This is a genomic window from Paenibacillus sp. NPDC101420, from assembly GCF_050277435.1.
GTDB lineage: Bacteria > Bacillota > Bacilli > Paenibacillales > Paenibacillaceae > Paenibacillus_AQ.
In genome coordinates, this window is record NZ_JBNNSE010000006.1 from 34,881 (window position 1) to 55,145 (window position 20,265).

Annotated in this window: 16 protein-coding genes; 12 read left to right on the plus strand and 4 right to left on the minus strand. The window is 43.3% G+C overall.

Annotation, left to right across the window (positions count from 1 at the left end; genetic code table 11):
- The 8 genes from ACQKMP_RS23085 to ACQKMP_RS23120 form a co-directional block, all read left to right on the plus strand.
- A partial coding sequence (locus ACQKMP_RS23085; RefSeq protein ID WP_427471236.1) for a phosphotransferase enzyme family protein occupies positions 1 to 980 on the plus strand: 980 nt, incomplete at its 5' end.
- A gap of 90 nt (positions 981 to 1,070) precedes the next feature.
- Positions 1,071 to 1,619: a GNAT family N-acetyltransferase gene (locus tag ACQKMP_RS23090; RefSeq protein WP_042185038.1), complete on the plus strand. Its 549-nt coding sequence runs from the start codon at positions 1,071 to 1,073 to the stop codon at positions 1,617 to 1,619.
- A gap of 76 nt (positions 1,620 to 1,695) precedes the next feature.
- Positions 1,696 to 2,682, plus strand: coding sequence for a phosphotransferase (locus tag ACQKMP_RS23095; RefSeq protein ID WP_076299092.1), 987 nt, complete (start codon positions 1,696 to 1,698; stop codon positions 2,680 to 2,682).
- A gap of 189 nt (positions 2,683 to 2,871) precedes the next feature.
- Positions 2,872 to 3,375 (plus strand): CYTH domain-containing protein, encoded by a 504-nt coding sequence (locus ACQKMP_RS23100; protein ID WP_076283838.1) that lies wholly within the window; start codon positions 2,872 to 2,874, stop codon positions 3,373 to 3,375.
- Between the two features lie 102 nt (positions 3,376 to 3,477).
- A complete protein-coding gene (gene thrC / locus ACQKMP_RS23105; protein WP_427471239.1) occupies positions 3,478 to 4,866 on the plus strand; it encodes a threonine synthase in 1,389 nt (462 codons plus the stop codon).
- Positions 4,867 to 5,126: 260 nt separating this feature from the next.
- Entirely contained in the window at positions 5,127 to 6,113 is a 987-nt protein-coding gene (locus ACQKMP_RS23110; protein WP_042185046.1) for a Gfo/Idh/MocA family protein, read from the plus strand.
- Between the two features lie 19 nt (positions 6,114 to 6,132).
- Positions 6,133 to 7,008 carry a radical SAM/SPASM domain-containing protein gene (locus ACQKMP_RS23115; RefSeq protein WP_042124302.1) on the plus strand — a complete coding sequence of 292 codons (876 nt, stop codon included), beginning with the start codon at positions 6,133 to 6,135 and terminating at the stop codon, positions 7,006 to 7,008.
- Positions 7,009 to 7,135: 127 nt separating this feature from the next.
- Positions 7,136 to 9,205: a class I SAM-dependent methyltransferase gene (locus ACQKMP_RS23120; RefSeq protein ID WP_427471241.1), complete on the plus strand. Its 2,070-nt coding sequence runs from the start codon at positions 7,136 to 7,138 to the stop codon at positions 9,203 to 9,205.
- Positions 9,206 to 9,304: 99 nt separating this feature from the next.
- Here the strand turns inward: ACQKMP_RS23120 and ACQKMP_RS23125 are convergent, their stop codons facing one another.
- Together ACQKMP_RS23125 and ACQKMP_RS23130 are read right to left on the minus strand one after the other, a co-directional pair.
- A complete protein-coding gene (locus ACQKMP_RS23125; protein WP_427471243.1) occupies positions 9,305 to 10,063 on the minus strand; it encodes a hypothetical protein in 759 nt (252 codons plus the stop codon).
- Between the two features lie 124 nt (positions 10,064 to 10,187).
- Positions 10,188 to 11,078 (minus strand): AraC family transcriptional regulator, encoded by an 891-nt coding sequence (locus ACQKMP_RS23130; RefSeq protein WP_427471245.1) that lies wholly within the window; start codon positions 11,076 to 11,078, stop codon positions 10,188 to 10,190.
- 127 nt (positions 11,079 to 11,205) lie between these two features.
- Between ACQKMP_RS23130 and yicI the strand changes: the two genes are divergently transcribed.
- The gene (gene yicI / locus ACQKMP_RS23135; RefSeq protein WP_427471247.1) at positions 11,206 to 13,527 is read left to right on the plus strand and encodes an alpha-xylosidase; all 2,322 of its coding nucleotides are present in this window, start codon (positions 11,206 to 11,208) and stop codon (positions 13,525 to 13,527) included.
- A gap of 124 nt (positions 13,528 to 13,651) precedes the next feature.
- Positions 13,652 to 14,818 carry an SGNH/GDSL hydrolase family protein gene (locus ACQKMP_RS23140; protein WP_427471248.1) on the plus strand — a complete coding sequence of 389 codons (1,167 nt, stop codon included), beginning with the start codon at positions 13,652 to 13,654 and terminating at the stop codon, positions 14,816 to 14,818.
- Positions 14,819 to 14,918: 100 nt separating this feature from the next.
- On the opposite strand, the gene ACQKMP_RS23145 is transcribed toward ACQKMP_RS23140, so the two are convergent.
- Together ACQKMP_RS23145 and ACQKMP_RS23150 are read right to left on the minus strand one after the other, a co-directional pair.
- Positions 14,919 to 16,580, minus strand: coding sequence for a response regulator transcription factor (locus ACQKMP_RS23145; RefSeq protein ID WP_427471250.1), 1,662 nt, complete (start codon positions 16,578 to 16,580; stop codon positions 14,919 to 14,921).
- The gene (locus ACQKMP_RS23150; RefSeq protein WP_427471252.1) at positions 16,577 to 18,397 is read right to left on the minus strand and encodes a cache domain-containing sensor histidine kinase; all 1,821 of its coding nucleotides are present in this window, start codon (positions 18,395 to 18,397) and stop codon (positions 16,577 to 16,579) included. The genes ACQKMP_RS23145 and ACQKMP_RS23150 overlap by 4 nt, the downstream gene beginning before the upstream one ends.
- 136 nt (positions 18,398 to 18,533) lie before the next feature.
- On the opposite strand from ACQKMP_RS23150, the gene ACQKMP_RS23155 reads away from it, so the two are divergent.
- Together ACQKMP_RS23155 and ACQKMP_RS23160 are read left to right on the plus strand one after the other, a co-directional pair.
- The gene (locus tag ACQKMP_RS23155) at positions 18,534 to 19,415 is read left to right on the plus strand and encodes a carbohydrate ABC transporter permease (RefSeq protein ID WP_042185061.1); all 882 of its coding nucleotides are present in this window, start codon (positions 18,534 to 18,536) and stop codon (positions 19,413 to 19,415) included.
- Complete coding sequence (locus ACQKMP_RS23160) at positions 19,415 to 20,248, plus strand: carbohydrate ABC transporter permease (RefSeq protein WP_042185063.1); 834 nt, start codon at positions 19,415 to 19,417, stop codon at positions 20,246 to 20,248. The genes ACQKMP_RS23155 and ACQKMP_RS23160 overlap by 1 nt, the downstream gene beginning before the upstream one ends.
- The last annotated feature ends 17 nt before the right edge of the window (positions 20,249 to 20,265 follow it).

Consider the following 20,265-nt stretch of genomic DNA (forward strand, 5'->3'; position numbering starts at 1 on the left):
ACCTTATGATCATTGAAGCTGAGAAAGTATTGCTGCAGTATTCGTTCATCGATCCAATCATTGAATTCATTAGACATAATGAGAATATTACATTTAAAGTGACCGACAAAACGGATAACAAGAATTATTTGTTACGTATACATAAACCAATATCTGAAGGGTTCTCAGGCTTACAACATACCCGAGATGGATTACAGGCAGAAATGTTTTTTCTGCGAGAAATAGATCAGAAGAACATACTAAAAGTTCAAAGACCTGTTCTAAATCAAAAAGGGGAACTGGTTACTGAATATAGTTCGGAGCAATTTGGTACTAGTTTGGCCACTCTTTTAGAATGGATCGAAGGCTCGACGCTAACCCAAGATGAAGATAACATTGAACAGATTGTTTATAGATTGGGTAGAAATCTTGCTAGTTTACATGAATTCTCACGAACGCTAATGCCCTTGGAGTTACATAGACCTGTATACAATGTCACAAAGATTGATGAAACTTTAATAGAACTTGGAAAGGGAACAGACAATGGAGCCCTTAATCAGGAGGATTACGAAGTTATTAGTAGCGTTCTACTCGTAGTAAAAGAACAATTAGCAGAAATAGACGCTAGGGACAACTCATGGGGATTCATTCATGCTGATTTTCAACTGGGCAATGTCGTTGTGTCAGAACAAAATCCTATCTTAATAGATTATTGTTTATTTGGTTATGGTTACTACCTGTTTGATTTGGGCTCTGCATCTTCCATGTTGAAAAGTGAGCTCCGCAAAACGCTTTTGGAGGGTTATGCTTCTAAATCAAGCTTTTCGCTTGATGAGATTCGGTACATTGAAGGACAAATATTTATGGATATTTTTATTAGTTACGTATTTTTTATTCATGACTCTGAGAGGAACGGTTGGATAAAAGAGCACGCCTCCAAAATATGCAGTACCCTATGCCTCGATTTTCTTGAGGGAAAAGAGGTATATTATTCGTTTTAACGATGGTGTGATATTCTAATGGGGAATGAAAAATGAAGGGACTGAACTATGCGCAGAGATCATTATTTTTAAACCAACTATTAAAATTTAATGGAGGTAAAAATAATGTTAACTACAGAGTTACACACAGAACGATTACATTTAAGAAAAATGAAGGTATCGGATTCGCCAAGTTTGTTTAAAATTTGGTCTGATCCAGAGGTTACCAAGTTCATGAATATTGATAGTTTTACTGATGAAAATCAGGCAAAAGATATGATAAAACTTCTTGATGAATTTTCTCTAGATAACAAAGCTATTCGTTTCTCTATCATTGAAATGGAATCCAATGAAATCATAGGTTCTTGTGGTTTTAATTCCTTAGACTTTGAAAATGAGAAAGCGGAGATTGGATATGACATTGCTAGAGCATTTTGGGGAAGAGGCTATGCTTCAGAAGCTATAAGTGCTTTGTTAGATTACGCATTCTCAACTTTGAAGCTGAATCGAATCGAAGGAAAAGTGGAACCCGAAAACGTGAATTCAGTAAAAGTCTTGCAAAAGCTGAACTTTATGTTTGAGGGAACCTTAAGAAGGTATGAAAGAGTAAACGGAAAGTTTATAGATCTCAATATGTATTCAAAATTAATAACAGATTGATTATTTAATCCCAGAGGTTATATAGGTCTCCATAAGGAATAAAAACTTATACACTATAAATATAGGAGTTGACCAGATGGAGACAATATTAACAGAGGAAATGATCTTGGATGACCTACTAAAAACATTTCATCGTTTATTCGGTTTGAATGTAATTGAAACTACTTCGATAAAACGAGGCTGGTTAAACTTAAAGTGGAAAGTTACGACGGATGCAGGGGAATTGTTACTTAAACAATACAACAAAGAAAGATATAAATTATATAAGTCAGAGGAGATATTGTTAGCACTCTCTCAACAGATTAGATTGTATGACCAAGATCTAGCGTGCCCCAAAGTGTTATCACAGAATGAAAGTATTTTGCTTGAATCTGATAATGGAGAACGCTTCCTGGTGATGGAGTATTGCCAGGGAAAATTAATTTCACCAGGTAAAATCAATGTCCATCAAATATATGATTTAGGTCGAGCAACAGGAAAAATGCATCGATTGTTAAATGACGGGACACTTGGCATTAAAAATAGTCCGCAATTTATTCCTCCAAGTCGTGAGGAGCGCTTAGCACATTGGAACTCCGTTTGGGAAAAGACTAAGGGACTTGGTAAACCTCAGCTGCTTGCTGAGATAGAAACTCAATTTAAAGCTACTGAAGAAATGAATATAGAACCACTCGAATTACTTCAAACAGGATGGGCACATCGTGACCTTTGGGTAGATAATCTTTTATTTAATGATAACGGATTATCTGCAATTCTAGATTTTGATCGACTAAAATATGACTATCCGCAGCTTGATGTAGCTCGTGCTGTGATGTCATGTGCCTTAGATGATAATTTAGATGTCTCCCTGGCTTCGGCGTTTATGGAAGGGTACAGTGAGGAACGCGACGTGGTAGAGGGCTATTTAACACATTCATTACAGTTGTTGTGGTATATGGAAAGCACATGGTGGATTAATGCTAACATGGATCAACATAGTGTACCGCCAGCTCGCTTTGCGAAGGAAATGATTTGGCTTGCAGAAAATCAAAAAAATATGTCCGCTTTGTTAGGAAATCTTTAGAATCTCCATAATTAGCAGCGACAGTTTAGGGCTTGCTTTTCCACGTCCATGACTGCCGCTGTTTCTATTATTGAGGTAATTCGATAAGAACAAAACCTTTTTCCCCATAATCTACATTGACTTGGGTTTGTCTCACCCCTATGATGATTATTAATATAAAATAAATGGCACGAAGAGGAGCGAAACATCATGGCTTTGGAGATCGAACGCAAGTTTCTGCTGCCGGAATTTCCGGAGCAGCTTATTCAAGAAGGCGAATTGAAGATTGTGACCCGGCATAATATCGATCAGACCTATCTGGCGATAGACGGCGGACAAGAGCTGCGTGTGCGTAAAATTACGGATCTGGACTCAGGTGAGGTAACGTATACACACACGTTTAAGGATGGCAAAGGGATCAAGCGCGAAGAGATCGAATATTTTATCTCAGAGGGTTTATATAATCAGATGATTGAGGCGGTTAATGCGGTAGCCTTGGTCAAAGAGCGGATTACGGCGGTGTGGAATGGCACAACGGTTGAGATCGACGTCTATTCTCAGCTGAAATTGTCCGTTCTGGAGGTTGAATTTGAATCTTTGGAGGAAGCGGAAAGCTTCAAGGCGCCGGAATGGTTCGGCAAGGATGTCAGCACGGAACGGCAGTACAGCAACAAAACCGTCTGGAAAGAGCTGCAAAATAAGACAAAGAATTAACGGACTTTAGCGCGTAAACGTGGTAGTATATAGGGAAAACAGGCAACGATTAAGTGAAACTTATATTTATATATAGTATATGAGGGGTTCAGGAGGATGAGCATGAAGTATATAAGCACAAGAGGCAATGTGGAACCTAAAGGCTTTATCGATACGGTGTTGATGGGACTTGCCGATGACGGCGGATTGATGGTTCCTTCCGAGATTCCTGTCGTTTCAGCAGCTACTTTAGAAGAGTGGAGAAGTCTTAGCTATCAGGAATTGTTCCTGAAGATTTTCGCCTATTACACTAATGATGAGATTCCTTTAGAAGATCTGCAGGACATGGTCAATACTAGTTATGGCAATTTCCGCACGCCGGAAGTAACGCCTATTCACCAAGTGAATGATTCCCTGTATGTACTGGAATTGTTCCATGGCCCTACTTTTGCCTTCAAAGATGTAGCACTGCAGTTTATGGGTGAGCTGTACTCGTATATTTCCAAAAAGCAGAACAAGATCATCCACATCCTCGGAGCAACCTCGGGGGATACTGGGGCGGCTGCGATTCAGGGTGTCCGCGGCAAAGAAGGAATCAAGATCTGTATTCTTCATCCGCATGGTAAGGTTAGTAAAGTGCAGGAGCTGCAGATGACTACGGTTGATGACAGCAATGTACTGAACCTGTCTGTTCATGGTAACTTTGATGATTGCCAAAAGGTGATTAAGGATCTGTTCGCGGATCTCGACTTTAAGAGTCGCTATCATCTGCGTGCGATCAACTCCATTAACTTTGTACGTATTCTGGCGCAGACTGTCTATTATTTCTATGCATATTTGCATGTCGATGGCAGCAGTGAGAAGAAGATTAACATCAGCGTGCCTTCCGGCAACTTCGGTAATATTTTCTCCGGATATTTGGCGAAGCAAATGGGATTACCAATTAACAAGCTGATTATTGCTACGAATGAAAATAACATCTTGGAGCGTTTCGTGAACACGGGTGAATACAAACCGGGCAGCTTCACAAGCACATACAGTCCTTCGATGGATATCCAAGTGGCGAGCAATTTTGAGCGTTATCTATATTATTTGGTAGGCGAGGATTCCGAGAAACTATCCGCGTATATGTCCAAGCTGCAAACCGAGGGCAAGATTACGGTTGAAGGCGAGGCGCTTCAGCAGGTGCAGAAGGATTTTGCAGCGCTTGGCGTGAAGAATGATCAATGCTTGAATACAATTGCTAAGTATCAAAAAGAATATAGCTACCTACTTGATCCGCATACTGCATGTGGAATCGCAGCTTACGAAGCTTTTAATGGCTCGGATGAGATTGGGATTACCTTCGCGACCGCACATCCAGCTAAGTTTGATGAGGCGATTACTCTGATTGACATTAAGCAGGAATTCCCGGCACAAATTAAAACGTTGTTCGAAATGCCACAACACCAAACCGTAGTGGATCATGACAAGGATGAAATTGTGCGTCAATTGCAGGCTTTTTATAAATAAGTTGTAAATCCATATGGCTCAGTAGGCTCCTGTTCTTAAGTTAAGAATGGGAGCCTCTTTACTGCATCCTTCGACAAATCATGTCGCAGTCTACCAGGAATAGTTCGTTCTCGACAAAAGATAGGCAGTGGTGCTTTTTTTCACAAGGTGGATCTATCGGAATTTGTCGGAAATTTGTCCTGAAAAGTAGACATGACTACCCTGAGAGTGAGAAAATAGCATATAGAGCTTTAGTAAGAACTAAAAAGGACGGGATTATCATGACAATTCGTTTCGGGGTCATTGGAACAAACTTTATTACAGACCGCTTCGTGCAAGCCGGCTTGGAGAATGAGGAGTTTATCCTGACAGCCGTGTACTCCCGCACAATGGAGAAAGGTCAGGCCTTTGCTGCAAAATATGCTGGAGCTACAATTTATACGAATTTGGAAGATATGGTTTCCAGTAAAGATGTCGATGCTATTTACATTGCAAGCCCGAACTCCATGCATGCTGAGCAGGCGATTATGTGCTTAAATCATGGCAAACATGTGCTCTGTGAGAAACCAGCTGCCTCAAACAGTGCGGAGCTTAGAGCAATGATTGAAGCCGCTCAGAACAATGATGTGTTGTTGGTAGAAGCAATGAAATCGACCTTCATGCCGAATTTCGGAGTGATCAGAGACAATTTGTATAAGATTGGTCAAGTACGTCGTTATTTTGCGAGCTATTGTCAATACTCATCGAGATATGACGCCTATAGACAGGGAACGGTATTAAATGCTTTTAACCCAGCCTTCTCTAATGGCTCGTTGATGGATCTTGGCGTTTACTGCCTGTATCCTATGGTAGTGTTGTTCGGGAAACCGAAGTCTGTAAAGGCCGTGGGTCTAATGCTCTCTTCTGGAGTGGATGGAGAAGGAAGTATTGTCATGCAATATGATGATATGGATGCAGTTGTGATGCATTCCAAGATCGCTGATTCCTATTTGCCAGCCGAGATTCAAGGGGAAAGTGGTACAATGGTGATCGATAAGATCAACCAACCTTACCAAGTGAAGATTCATTATCGCGACGGAACCGTTGAGGAACTTACGCAGCCTCAGGTATTCGAGTCTATGTATTATGAGGTTGAGGAATTTATCAACTTAATTAAGAATGGTGAACGGGAAAGCAGAGTTAATACACATGCGAATTCCTTGGCAGTAGCAGAAGTTATGGAGGAAGCCAGAGCACAGATCGGCCTCCGCTATGCCGCAGATCTATAAATAGAATGGGGAGCAGCACTTGAAGACTTTTAAAAAGGTATACATTGAGATAACAAGCGTCTGCAACCTGGCCTGCAGCTTTTGTCCACCAACCGCCCGAACGAAGAACTTTATGAAGCTCGATACTTTTAATACGATATTAGATGAAATTAAGCCACATAGTAATCATATTTACCTTCACGTAAAAGGTGAGCCATTGCTGCATCCCAAGATTGGTGAGCTGCTGGATGCGGCACATGCCAAAGGGTTCAAGGTCAATATTACTACCAATGGTACGTTAATTCATAAGGCTGGCCCTAAGATTCTCGGCAAACCTGCACTTCGACAGATGAACTTCTCTCTGCATAGCTTTGATGGGCATGAAGGATCTGAGAACCGCGAAGGGTATTTGTCGGAGATTATTTCTTTTGTACGGGAAGCCTCCGCGCAAGGGGTCATTATTTCCTTCCGGCTGTGGAATTTGACGGAGGATAATCTGACCAATCTGGAGAAGAATCGGAACCGTGAGACCCTTGCTGTGCTGGAGGAAGCCTTTAACCTTGATTTCAAGATCGAAGAAAAGGTTGTACCTGGCAGCGGCGTCAAGGTTGCCCCACGGGTATATCTCAATCAGGACCATGAGTTCCGTTGGCCTGCACTGAATGAGCCTGAAGATGATGGAAAAGGGTTCTGTCATGCACTACGCAGCCAAGCGGCAATCCTTGTGGATGGTACCGTTGTACCGTGCTGTCTGGATGGTGAAGGAGTCATTAACCTCGGAAACATTCATGAGACTCCTTTCTCAGAAATCGTAGAGGGTGAGCGAGCGAACAATCTGTTTTACGGGTTCTCTCGTAGAGAGGCAGTAGAAGAGCTGTGCCGCAAGTGCGGATATCGGCAACGGTTCGGAACTTGAGGATTGGAATATAAACAGAACCGGGACATGGCAATTTCATGAATCCTGGTTCTGTTTTTTAATTAACGGGAGTGTATATATAATAATAAGTTTATATAGTCTCCACTTTGGAGCGAAGGAGGAGTATATGCTGAAATCGTTGGAAGCCATCACCTTATACCGTGAAGGAATACAAGATCATTTGGAGGATAACCTCTGGCTGAAGCTTATTGTCCAAGCCGAGGAGCAGATTGTAAATTTGGAGCGATTGGAATCTCTGGAGGAGTTGGACCGCAGGAATCCCGTGCTGGATTATGTGGAACGCAGTTTGCAGCTGCTAGACCAGCTTCCCCGTTCGATTTGGATCAAAGAGCTTGTGGAAGAAACATTAATCTGGTCAGAAACAGCTAAGGGTGGCACATTGAAGGAGCGGTTACTTTGGCAGGAGGAAGGCATTAACTGTTTTGTACATAACATTGGCTCCGCACAGTTATACGGGAAACATTTGAGCGGTACGGTCCCTGACAAAAGTGCACTGGTTCATCGGCTTATTGAAACCCATGGACTGATAGGACAGCAAATTCGTGGGGAGGTGCCTCCGGAAGTAAATAAGCCGCTTCGTGATCTTGTGGAGGAACAATTACTGACTGCCGAGGAACTTGAACGCTTGCTAACCGTACTCAATCATTGCATCATCGGAGCTGTATCTCCCGAGCTATGGCTGAATGTAGAGCATGAAGTGAAACAGCTTATCACTCTGATTGCATCCGGTGAACTTGCTAGTCCAATGCCGATGAAAGAAAGACTGCGCAGAATGCGGCTAGGTCCGATCTCTAGAGGAGAGGATTTCACTACAGAATGGGCAAAGCTGACACAGGAAGGCTTCCATGCGGAACGGTTGGAGTCTTTAAGTAACACTATCTTCTGGTATGTGGAATCTGCAATGCAGACCTTCTCGTTGGAGCAATTTCTGAAGGTGATGTTGCTTGCAGCTCAAAGGGCTCAGAATGAACCCCTACGCCATATCAGCTTCGAGCAGGTTATGAACAGCATTTACTATGACTACAAGGGTGTTAAGAAGATCAATGTTTATAAGAAGCGGATTATAGAAAAATATTTATCGGAGCTTACATGGGAGGATATCGAAAAAGGGACTTTACCTGATGAGAATCCTCATCTAATGCTTCGTCCATATGCTAAGGAACATCTGCCAGACACGGTGTTTTTTCAGTTTCAATTCTCGGCAGCGGCAGAGAAGCTGATCGAATTCTGTATGGAAGCTGAAAAATCGCCCTTGTATGAACGTGCTGTATTGCTGTTATTTGACTTGTTCGAGCTACGCAGGGACGCCTTCGACCGTTTTCATAATGAAGATACCTACTTAAGTCAAATGAATAATACAGCAGATTATAAGGCTGTGATTCTGGAGCATGTCATTGGGAAAAATGTGCTGGATATCGGCCCGGGCGGCGGTGTGCTGCTGGATTTGCTGGAAGAGCGGATGCCAGAGGTTACCCCTATCGGCATTGATATATCGAGCAATGTAGTGGAAGCTCTGCGGCAGCGCAAGCAACGGGAAGGTCGTCAGTGGGAGGTCCTGCAGGGAGATGCGTTGAACCTTGAAGATTTCGTGGAGGCTGGAACGGTGGGTACGGTAATTTTTTCTTCGATTTTGCATGAGCTATATTCTTATGTGCCGCTTAATGGTAAAAAGTTCAATCATGACACCGTCTCGGCCGCCCTGCGAAGTGCTTTTGATGTATTGTCAGTGGGCGGGGTTATCATTATCCGCGATGGGATAATGACCGAACCCACAGCATTGCTGCGGAAAGTTCGTTTTCTGGAGGAAGACGGTATGGCGTGGCTGGAGCGTTATGCGAAGGATTTTGCCGGACGTCAGCTTCAGTATCAGAGATTAGGGGAAGAAGAAGTACTCATGCCTGTTAATGATGCCATGGAGTTTTTATATACGTATACCTGGGGCGAAGAGGCTTACATTCATGAAGTACAGGAACAGTTTGGTTATTTTACCCCTACGGAGTTTGCCTCATTTATTGATCAGACTTTAGGAAAGCAGGCGAAGATTGAAGTCTTCCGGCATTACTTGCAAGAAGGTTATACCGAAGCGCTGCGCGATAGAGTAAGGTTCATGGATGAGAGCGGACAGGAAGTGGCCTTGCCAGACAGCACCTGCTTTATCGTGATTCGGAAGGAATAGTTGAAAGATAACATCATCTGCATATAAAAAAGCAATCGGCAACCCCTTTGATGTGGTAGAGGTCCGATTGCTTTTTCTATATAGAGAATTTTGTCTTTGTTAGATTAGTATTTCTAGCTGCGACTTATCAGAATCTTCGGCTAAACGCTGAATTTCTTGGTAGGTGGCTAATTTCTCAGTCCGTTCCTGATCTTTAATTTTATCTCCGGTGTCTTTTATGGTATCGCCTAACGTTTCATTCATTTCCGATATTCTATCTTCGATTTTGGATAACTGCTCACGTTTGGCTGTTGCAGAATGAGTAGAACGAGCTTCATCCGATTCTATTTCCTTGGTCAGAACTCTTGCCTCGCCATGCATCTTAGAATGGGTAGAAGAAACTACCTCCATTTGTGAAACATTTTGGCTTATAGCAACAATCGTATTCAATCTTTCGTTTTGTATCTCTTGCTCGGTTTTAGGTTCATCCGATAGATCTTCTTTTTGAGCTTTTTCTAAGTTCTTTTGTTGCTCTTCAAAGGTGTACTTAGCAATTTGTTGGTCAATCGTTTGGAGCTGTTTATCGAATTCCTTAAGTTGATCTTGAATAGAATCAAGGTTATGTGAGTTTTTGGTGGTTCTTTCAATTAGGCTGTTCTTGTTATCGATGATACTCTGTTTTTGTTTAAGTAGAGAATCAACCATTCCGCTCATTTGAGATTGATTTTGAAAAGCTGCTTTTGCAGATTTACTTATCGATAAGTGGTCTCCGCTACCACTTGTTTTGCTGTTTGAATTTATGGTTTTATCGTTAGTTTGGTGACTAACAGCTACATTAAGTCTCGTTCCCATAGCAGAGGTCATATTCGTTATATGCATAGCTTATTCTCCTCCTACGACGATAAGATTTATCTATAATATATCGGTAGATGAACAGGAAGAATTAATAAAGAGAGCCATTAGCTTCAGAACGACCGATGAATAGAAGTCGAACAACAAGATGTCAACAGGACCCCTTCCTAAACTCCGAAGGCGAGCATTTCATCGCTCTGCGAAACACTTTAATAAAATAGCTCACATTATCGAATCCGACCTCGAATGCGATGTCGGATATTTTTCTGTTGCTTTGTTGCAGTAGATCGGCGGCTTGGCGAATTCGGTAAGAGTTAATGTAATCTACTGGAGTCTTACGGGTCATTTCTTTGAAAAAACGGCAGAACTGTCCTTCACTCATGGGGATAAGGTCGGAGAGGTCCCGAGTTCTAATCGGCTCCTGATAGTTATCCTGAATATAGAGAATAATCTTCTTAAGTCGATTGATCTTAGTAGTATCAGCGTCATCCAGCTGGCTGCGGTTTACAAAACGATCCTCTGGAGCAATCAGCGAGAGCATGATGAGTAACGTGCCTTTAATAAAAGCTTCAAACCCGGGAGATTGCGCGGCGTAGGCGTCCATCATGCGTTCTAAGTGCCCGAGAAGTTCATGCTGCCATTTCACAGCCGGTGTTAGGTGGCGAGGAAAGCTTTGTCTTTTCTCCTGAAGGGGTAAGATGGTGTACTGCTGGATCGTATCATATTGGGCACTAGCGAGAAGATCAGGAAGAAACACGAGCGCACAAAATTTGCAAGGCGTATCTTCGTTCAGTACATAGGCAGCGTGAATATCACCGGACTCGATAAATACAGCCTCACCGGCTTTAAGTGGGAAATATTCGGTATCCACCTGAAACAGAATTTCTCCTTCGAGCAGCATAAAAAACTCCGCTTCTTCATGCCAATGGGTATCGAGGACATGTGTTCCAGCTGGTAATTCTATCCAATAAGCTGCAAGCGGAAACATGCTATCGCCATGCACTCTGTCTTCTTTTAGCAAACTCTGGGTTGTACGGTCCATAAATGCCACTCCTTTCGGATAAAACATCAAAATAGTGTTATAAATGAGCTATATAGTATTAGTTTTGTTTATTTTTTATCGGTATAATGCAACTATAAACACCAAATTGAAAGGTGGCAAGTACACAATGAAATTTACTGATGGTCTCTGGCTGGTGCGTGATGGTATCACGATTAACGGTGCAGTTCAAAATTATGTTGTAGAAAAGACTCCAGATGGATTAACAGCAATTACTCAAACAACTCCAATCACAGGGCGTTCAGCGACGCTGAATTCAACCCTGCTTACTGTAAAATTTCATTCCCCGCTTCCAGGCGTGGTAGGGGTTAAGATTATTCATCATGATGGCGTACAAGAACGCGGTCCAGTCTTCGAACTCACGAAAGGTACTGGAGATCACGTTAAGATTGAAGAAAATGATTCCGAAACTGTGCTGATCAGCGGCGGACTTCGTGTAGTGATTCGCAAAGGCCAACAATGGGCTGTGGATTTCTATCGTGGAGACGAGAGAATTACAGGCAGCGGTTTCAAGTCCATGGCTTATATCACGGATCAAGACGGCAACACGTATATGCGTGAAGAGCTGGATCTCGGTGTAGGTGAATTCGTTTACGGTTTGGGCGAGCGTTTTACCGCTTTTGTAAAGAATGGACAGACCGTAGATCTTTGGAACAAAGACGGTGGTACTAGCTCCGAGCAAGCTTATAAGAACGTTCCTTTCTATGTAAGCAGCAAAGGCTATGGTGTATTTGTTAACCACCCTGAGTTGGTTTCTTATGAGATCGCTTCGGAAAAAGTGAAAAAAGCGCAATTCAGCGTAGCTGGAGAGAGCTTAGAATACTTCGTGATTGATGGTCCTACCATCAAAGAAGTTATCAGCAACTATACATCACTTACTGGCAAACCTGCACTTCCTCCAGCTTGGACATTCGGCCTGTGGCTGACGACCTCTTTCACTACCGACTACGATGAAGCAACCGTAAACTCCTTCGTAGATGGTATGGCAGAGCGCGATCTGCCGCTGAGCGTATTCCACTTCGATTGTTTCTGGATGCGTGAATATCAATGGACCGATTTCCAGTGGGATGAGCGCGTATTCCCTGACCCAGTAGGCATGCTGAAACGACTGAAAGATAAAGGGCTGAAGATCTGCGTATGGATCAACTCTTATATCGGGCAACGTTCCCGCTTGTTTGAAGAAGGCAAGGAAAATGGTTATCTGCTCAAAAAACCTAACGGTGACGTTTATCAATGTGATTTGTGGCAAGCAGGTATGGCACTGGTGGACTTCACTAACCCTGCGGCTTGTGAATGGTATGCCGGCTACCTGCGTGATTTGGTAGATATGGGCGTAGATAGCTTCAAGACAGACTTCGGTGAGCGTATTCCTACAGATGTAGTTTACTTCGACGGATCTGATCCGATGAAAATGCACAACTACTACACTCAATTGTATAACAAGGTTGTGTTTGAAGTGCTAGAAGAGAAGCTTGGTAAAAATGAAGCGGCATTGTTCGCACGTTCTGCAACTGCCGGTGGCCAACAGTTCCCAGTTCACTGGGGCGGTGACTGCTACGCAGATTATGAATCCATGGCAGAGAGCCTTCGCGGTGGATTGTCTCTAGGATTGTCTGGTTTCGGTTTCTGGAGTCATGATATCGGTGGCTTTGAGAACACGGCTCCGGCACATGTATTTAAACGCTGGTTGGCGTTTGGACTATTGTCCAGTCACAGCCGTCTGCATGGTAGCACTTCGTACCGTGTGCCTTGGGCTTATGATGATGAAGCTTGTGATGTTACCCGTTTCTTCACCAAACTCAAATGTAGCTTGATGCCTTATCTGTATGATGTAGCAGGACAGGCTCATGAACATGGCTGGGCTTCTATGCGGGCTATGGTTATGGAATTCCCGGAAGATCCTACTTGCGAAGTGTTGGATCGTCAATACATGCTAGGTGAATCCTTGCTTGTAGCCCCAATCTTCCAAGAAAACGGCGAAGCGAAGTACTACTTGCCGGCTGGTCGCTGGACTCACTTGCTTACTGGTGAAACCGTACAAGGTGGATCATGGCGCAAAGAGAAATATGATTTCTTTAGCCTGCCACTATTCGTTCGCCAGAATTCCTTGCTGGCAATCGGCAGTGTGGATAACAAACCGGATTACGACTATGCGAATGGCGTTAAATTCGGCTTATATTCACTTGAAGATGGCACTACGACTTCTGCAACCGTTCGTGATCTCAAAGGTGCTCCTGAATTGACTGTGAAGGCTGACCGTAAAGGCAGTACGGTAACAGTTACTGCGGAAGGTAGCGGTAAAGAATTCTCGCTTTCACTTAAAGATCTGGGAGCTATCGCTTCTGTAGAAGGTGCAGAGCAAGTAGATGAAACTACAGTAAAAGTAAACGCAGGTGCAAAAACCGTATCGTTTACGATTACATTGAAATAAGATTGTTTCTTAAAGCATATTGATATAGCCATAACCTCTCTTGTAAACTGGGTGGACGATCTGTTCTCTTGGTTTATTAGAGAGGTTTTAGTGTTACAATCTTACTGAATAACGGGGGAACGTTATGGATACTAATTTAACAAAGGGAAGTGGAGTATTGAACCAGACGGAATATACCTCAGCAACGGTTCTTTCAACTGCAGCGAATTTTATAATGAATAGGCAAGAACCATTTACGCATACCTTCCGGACTTATATTCGTTTAAGGGAAAATGGTACGTTGAAGTTGAAGTTCTGGCATAGCAACGCGGTGGATTCTACATGGGATCAAGGGCAAGAAGCTGTAGGCAGTGAACCTGGAGGCGACTGGGTTATCGAGACAGCTTATATCGCTGACGGAGGAACAGAACCAGACGGAACAATAGCTGAGAATACACAGCATGCACTTACCTTTGAGGGCAAAGCCTCAAAAACCGTTGCGGCTGGCGAATGTTTCTGGAGTGATGAGACAAGCATTGTTCTGCCGGAGGGTCATTACTTGGCGTTTACGTGGACGATTAAGACACTCACTGCAGGTAAATCGATTCCTTTCAATGTTGAAGGGATGCTGGTTTCAGCTTATGACGCGCCCGGAAATCTTGCCGCACAACAATCAGCGGATGGTTTTACAGCGTCTGATAATCTTTTGGTACTGCCAAGCTTCATTGGGTATAAGAAATCTGTTACCAAGAAACTAGTATTCTTGGGGGATTCGATTACTCAAGGTGTGCGGACATTAAAGGATGAGTACGAATATTGGGTCGCGAGAATTGCGGATGGTCTTGGCACGGATATTGGTGTATGGAATCTCGGCTCTGGCTGGGCTAGAGCTTATGATGTCGCTGCAGATGGTCCATGGCTAAACAAAACTAAGCAAAGTGATGAAGTGATGATCGTACTCGGAGTAAATGATATTGATATTGGCTGCCGTTCGGCGGACGAGCTTCTTGGTGACTTGCAGACCATTATTTCTAAGATCAAGGGGGCAAATGCTGAAGTTAATATTATTCTAAGTACGGTGCCACCGTTCAATTTTCAGGGTGAAAGAGAAGAAACTTGGCGCAAGGTGAATCGTGAGATTTTGTCTAATCCGCCTATAGGTGTGAGCCGGGTGTTTGATATAGCAAGCCTATTGTCATTGCCTGCACCAGACGATCACCGGATCAGACCAGAGTTTATGAGTGGAACAGACGACCCGCATCCGAACGGCATAGCCGGTAAGACGGTCGCGGACGCCTTTTTAAAAATATAAGAAAATATAAGTTTCACGCTATACATTATCTTTATATTTCTGCGAGAAAACGGTTGTCTTCCATAAAGGAGACAACCGTTTTCTCGCAGCGTGGTATTAATTAAATTTTAAACTGGTTTCGATAGTCCTTGGGTGATACACCAACCTGTTTCTTGAATACCTTGCTAAAATACTTCACATCATGAAACCCCACCATTTCGGAAATTTGCGACAGCTTTAGACGAGGGTTCTGCATAAGTAATTTAGCTTTATCTATCCGGACGTTAACGATGAAATCGGAGAAATTAATGCCGTATTCCTGTTTGAATCGGCGTGAAATATATTCGCGGCTAACAAAGAACTTTCCGGCAATTTCCTGCAAGGATAGATCAGAGGCATAATTAAGTTCGATATATTTCACGATATCATGCATAGGATTGCTTTCTTTAGCTTGTTTAGCGGCTATCACTTCTGATATTCGCTCCATCAGATCAAATGACCAGTCACGCCAAGCAAATAAGGAGAACGAGTAACCATTCGTATAAGGAGCTGGGTGAAGCTGGTCGGCTTGTTCTAACTCGGCTAGTGCGCTATCGGCATCAGGGCCTAACGTTTCCCTTACCAACTGGGAACGAAATAAGAGTGCATCATTCTTCCACGAGTTTAGAATCTCTGGTGTAACAATTCCGCATCGGCTAAGCTCGTCCACCCAGTGCTGTGCTGCCGCGGACAATACATCAGTGCTTCCGCTGATGACCGCCATTTTCCAATCTTCCTTCACATGTGCGAAGATCGTCGGCGATGCATGTCCTTGAATTTCTGTCTTTGCGGTTTCATTGCGCTCTTTAAACTCTTCGGAGGAAGTAGAAAAATGGCAGTAATCCTCATGAATTAATAAATTTCTACGCTGTAAGGCCTCAGCCACCTCTGCACGCTGATAAGATAATTGCTTAGGCAGGCTGCCGATGCAGCTAATTCCGAAATGCATTCGGACCTGCAAAGTAGAATAGATACCCTGATTAATTCTCCCTATAAGCTCGACAACAGACGTTTGGATATCCCATAGAATGATGGCAATCTCCGAAGGACCTCCCCAGTAACGAAAAGCCACACCCTTACGCTGACCTTGCAAAAATTCATTACAAATATTGACGATAGCGTAGTTCAGGAGACCGGTGTCTCCTCCAAAACGGTTAAGTAGGAGATTATTTCCTGTATCTGTCTGCACCAGTATTAGGCGCGAAGAGAGGACGTTTTCCGGGATAATGCCATCGCTTCGCAACCTTCGAAGAGATAATTCCGAGTTGATCGGATCATCGATTAGCGCGGATAGCAGTTTTTCTCCGTAGATGGGCTTGAACTCATTAAGCTGAATGTTCTGCTTCTGTCGTTCGCTACGGTCAGCTTCCTCTGAACGCCAAGCAGCCACTGCCTTAGCGATTGCTACATTGATTGCCTCCGCTTCAATGGGCTTAAGGATATAATCAATTCCACCATGACGAACAGTCTGGCGCACGAACTCGAAATCATTATGTCCGCTGACCACAATGAATTTGATGTTGCCGGCAAATTCGTTAACCCATGTCATTAATTCTACGCCATTACCGGATTCCATCATCATGTCCATAATGACCAAGGCTGGTTTCGCTTGCCGAATGATCTCAATAGCTTCATTTCCGTTTCCGGCTTCCAGAATTTCATTGATTTGATGTGCGTCCCAGTCGACAAGAAGTCTAACAGCTTTTCTAACTCTCGCCTCGTCATCAACAATTAACGCCTTCATATCGTCTCACGCTCCGCTATAATGTCTATTTCCAGTCTTACAACCACTCCACCTGCTCTGAGGTTGTCCACCGTCAAGATGGCGCTATCTCCGCATACGAGCTTGAGCCGAGCCAGAACGTTCGGCAGACCAATACCAGATCCTGTAGCTTCTTTGTCTTGCTCTGTATTTCTTAATAAATCTATATCTGTTCTAGTGGAATGTTGAAGCTTCTGCCGCAAAAGATCCAGTTTCGCTGAAGGGATAGCATTTCCATTGTTTTGAATACAGATTTCCATTCGCTTGTCGCCCAATTTGGCCGCGATGATCTCAACAAATCCGTCAGAGCGGGAATGGTTAAAACCGTGTTTGAAATAGTTTTCTACAATAGGCTGCAGAATCATCTTAGGCATAAATGTCTCTAAAAGAGCTTCCTCCATATCGTAACGGAAACTGAATTTATTTTCAAAACGTTCCTTCTGTAGTTCGATGTAAGCTTTGACATGATCCAGTTCATCCTTAACCGTGACAATCTTCTCCTCATTGTACATGCTGTAGCGCATCATTTTCGCTAGCGCCGAAAGAAGAGAGTAGATTTGGGGTACTTTAAGTTCCAAGGCAAGCGTACCGATGATCTGCAAGGTGTTGTTAAGGAAATGCGGATTGATTTGCGCTTGCAAAGCCCGCAATTCATTCGTTTTATTAGTTAATTCCAGCTTGTATTCTCTTAGGATCAGATTGTTGATCGTATCCATCATACTGCGGAACCGTTCTGTAACAACACCGATCTCGTCTTTGCCCATGGGACGGATATCGATATCAAGCTTCCCGGTCTGGACCTGATTCATATAGCGGGTCAACTGCTTAATCGGGGCGGTGATTCGAAAAGAGATTAGGATCGTTAGCGTTGTAATTGTAATCAGCAGCAGGACCATCAGTGCTATATTGATCGTTGCCGCCTCATTGGCTTCTCGGAAAAGATAAGATACGGGAATCTGCTTCACCAGCGTCCAATTTAACCCTGGACCTTCGATATTCTGGTAAATAAACATAGCTTTATCCTCTTCAAAGTATCCTTGTGAGCTTTGCTTGTCCCTGATGTTCGTATCATACCAAGCTGCATTCAGTTTCTTGCCGAATTCTTCACTATTGTCCCCGTAGACAATGTTTCCGTTGCCATCCAGCAGCCAGATTTTCTCCTGCTTCTGATCATATAACTGACTGATGATGTCGGTTAGAGCCGTTAGCTTGACATCAATCGACAGGTAGCCAAGCGCTTTTGTGGTAGGGACTCTTTCGATTCTTCTGTGTAAGGTAAACACTGGCTCCGGTATAAATTGCGGGATCGGTGCCGTTAGGCCGTAGCTATGACTTAAATGCGTACTCTGTAAGGATACCGCAGAATCGGTAGTGATCTTGGAGTCAGGATAAGGTGGAACACCCTGCCAACGTTTCGGTGTATTTTGGGTGAGCAGAGTGGCTTTGCTGTCCTTGACACCGTATAAATAGACCTGAGATATGTCAGGCATAGATGATGAAATGTAATTCAGAGAAGAATAAATTCGTGCATTTGCTAGCATATCCTCGTATCCAGCTTCGAGAGATCTGTAGAATTCTGAATCTGAATAGACGATAAGGGAGAGTCGATTGATTTCCTGAATCAGACTTTCAATGTTTCTAGTACCTTGAAAGAGAAGGTTCGTATTCTCATCTACTGCTCTTGTTCTTAAGGATTGAGTACTAAAGTGGTAGCTTATAAACATCGTGGCCATAATACAAATTAGTGTTGGAAGTAGGATGAAAACGATCATTTTTGTGCGAATCGTGTTCCATTTCATCGAAATTTGTCACATCCGATCAATATTTTACACCTGAAAGATCACTTCCGTAGGTGTGAGGTGCGCTCAAAAAAACAGATAATATGTGTATAAAGCATAAACAAGTAAGTGAGCAAAAGAAAGGGGGGGACAATAAATGCGCGGCACTAAGTTGTCCCAGTTAGGTCAACAGGTATTCTTTGTTGGTCCTGCAGTTTTGTTTTTTACCTTAATAACGATTATCCCATTTATCATGGGGATGTATTACTCCTTCACAGACTGGAACGGTGTATCCGGTAATGTAAGTTGGGTCGGATTTCAAAACTTCACCACTATATTTACGAATGACCCCGACTTCTGGTCTTCCTTTTGGTTTACCGTAAGATTTACTGTGTTAGGTGTAATTTTGACTAATGTGGTAGGGTTTTTCCTAGCTTATCTGTTAACGAAACCATTAAAGACACGTAACATGCTTCGGACGATCTTCTTTATGCCGAACGTTATTGGGGGATTGTTGCTCGGGTTCATCTGGCAATTTATCTTCATCAAAGGGTTCGCAACAATGGGAGAACTCACAGGCTGGTCGTTCTTTAATCTTCCTTGGCTGGGTGATGCAACAACCGGCTTCTGGGCGATTGTAATGGTTTTTGTTTGGCAGTCTTCCGGTTATCTGATGGTTATCTACATCGCTTCTCTCAGTAACGTATCGAAAGAAGTCCTGGAAGCGGCTGATATTGATGGTGCCTCCCGTTGGCAGGTACTACGCAGCATTGTAGTTCCGTTGATTATGCCGGCTGTAACCATTGGTTTGTTCTTGGCCATTTCTTGGTCCTTCAAAATGTTTGACCTTAACCTTTCCTTGACGAAAGGCGGACCGTTCAAATCAACAGAATCGGTTGCTATGAATATTTACAATGAAGCCTTCCTGAACAATCGTTACGGTCTGGGTACTGCTAAAGCGCTGCTGTTCTTCGTTATCGTGGCGATTATCACCCTGATTCAAGTCCGTATTACGAAGAGCAAGGAGGTAGAAGCTTAATGAACGCCAAGACAAAAAGCAGATGGAATATCGGCGTGGAAGTGTTGATGATTCTTCTGGCCCTGCTCTTCCTGTCTCCATTTTATTTCTTGCTAGCAAACTCAGTGAAATCCTTCGGTGAAATTCTGAGTGATGCAGCAAGCTGGCCACAGACATTTATGTGGTCGAACTATACAAGTGCTTGGAAATTGGCACGTTTCGGTGAAGCTTTCCGAAATTCGGTCATCATAACGGTTATCAGTGTTATTCTAATTTCTCTGTTTAGTGCGATGGCTTCCTATCGTATGGTTCGGGCGAATACGAAATTTAATCAGTTTTTGTTACTGTTGTTCGTAGCCGCAATGGTTGTTCCGTTTCAAACGATCATGATTCCAATCTTGAAAGTTGTAAATGTAATGGGAGTAAACAACTCCTTCCTGGGTTTGATTATCACGAATCTAGGGATCAGTGTTCCAATGGCAATCTTTCTATTCCACGGCTTTATCAAGTCCGTTCCGCTTGAAATTGAAGAGGCGGCTACAGTTGATGGATGTAATCCAATTACCGTATTCTTCCGCATAGTACTTCCTTTGCTGAAGCCAATGGTAATGACAACGATCGTGCTTAATGCACTTGGGATATGGAATGACTATCTGCTGCCTTCCTTGATTCTTCAGGCACCAGAACTTCGGACCATTCCGCTGGCGACCTTCTCCTTCTTTGGTCAATACACCAAACAATGGGATATGGCGCTTCCGGCTCTCGTAATCGGGATTGCTCCAATTATCATTTTCTATCTGTTCATGCAGCGTTACATTGTTGAGGGAATAGCGGCTGGCTCGGTGAAAGGTTAACACCGAGCCCTCCGTTC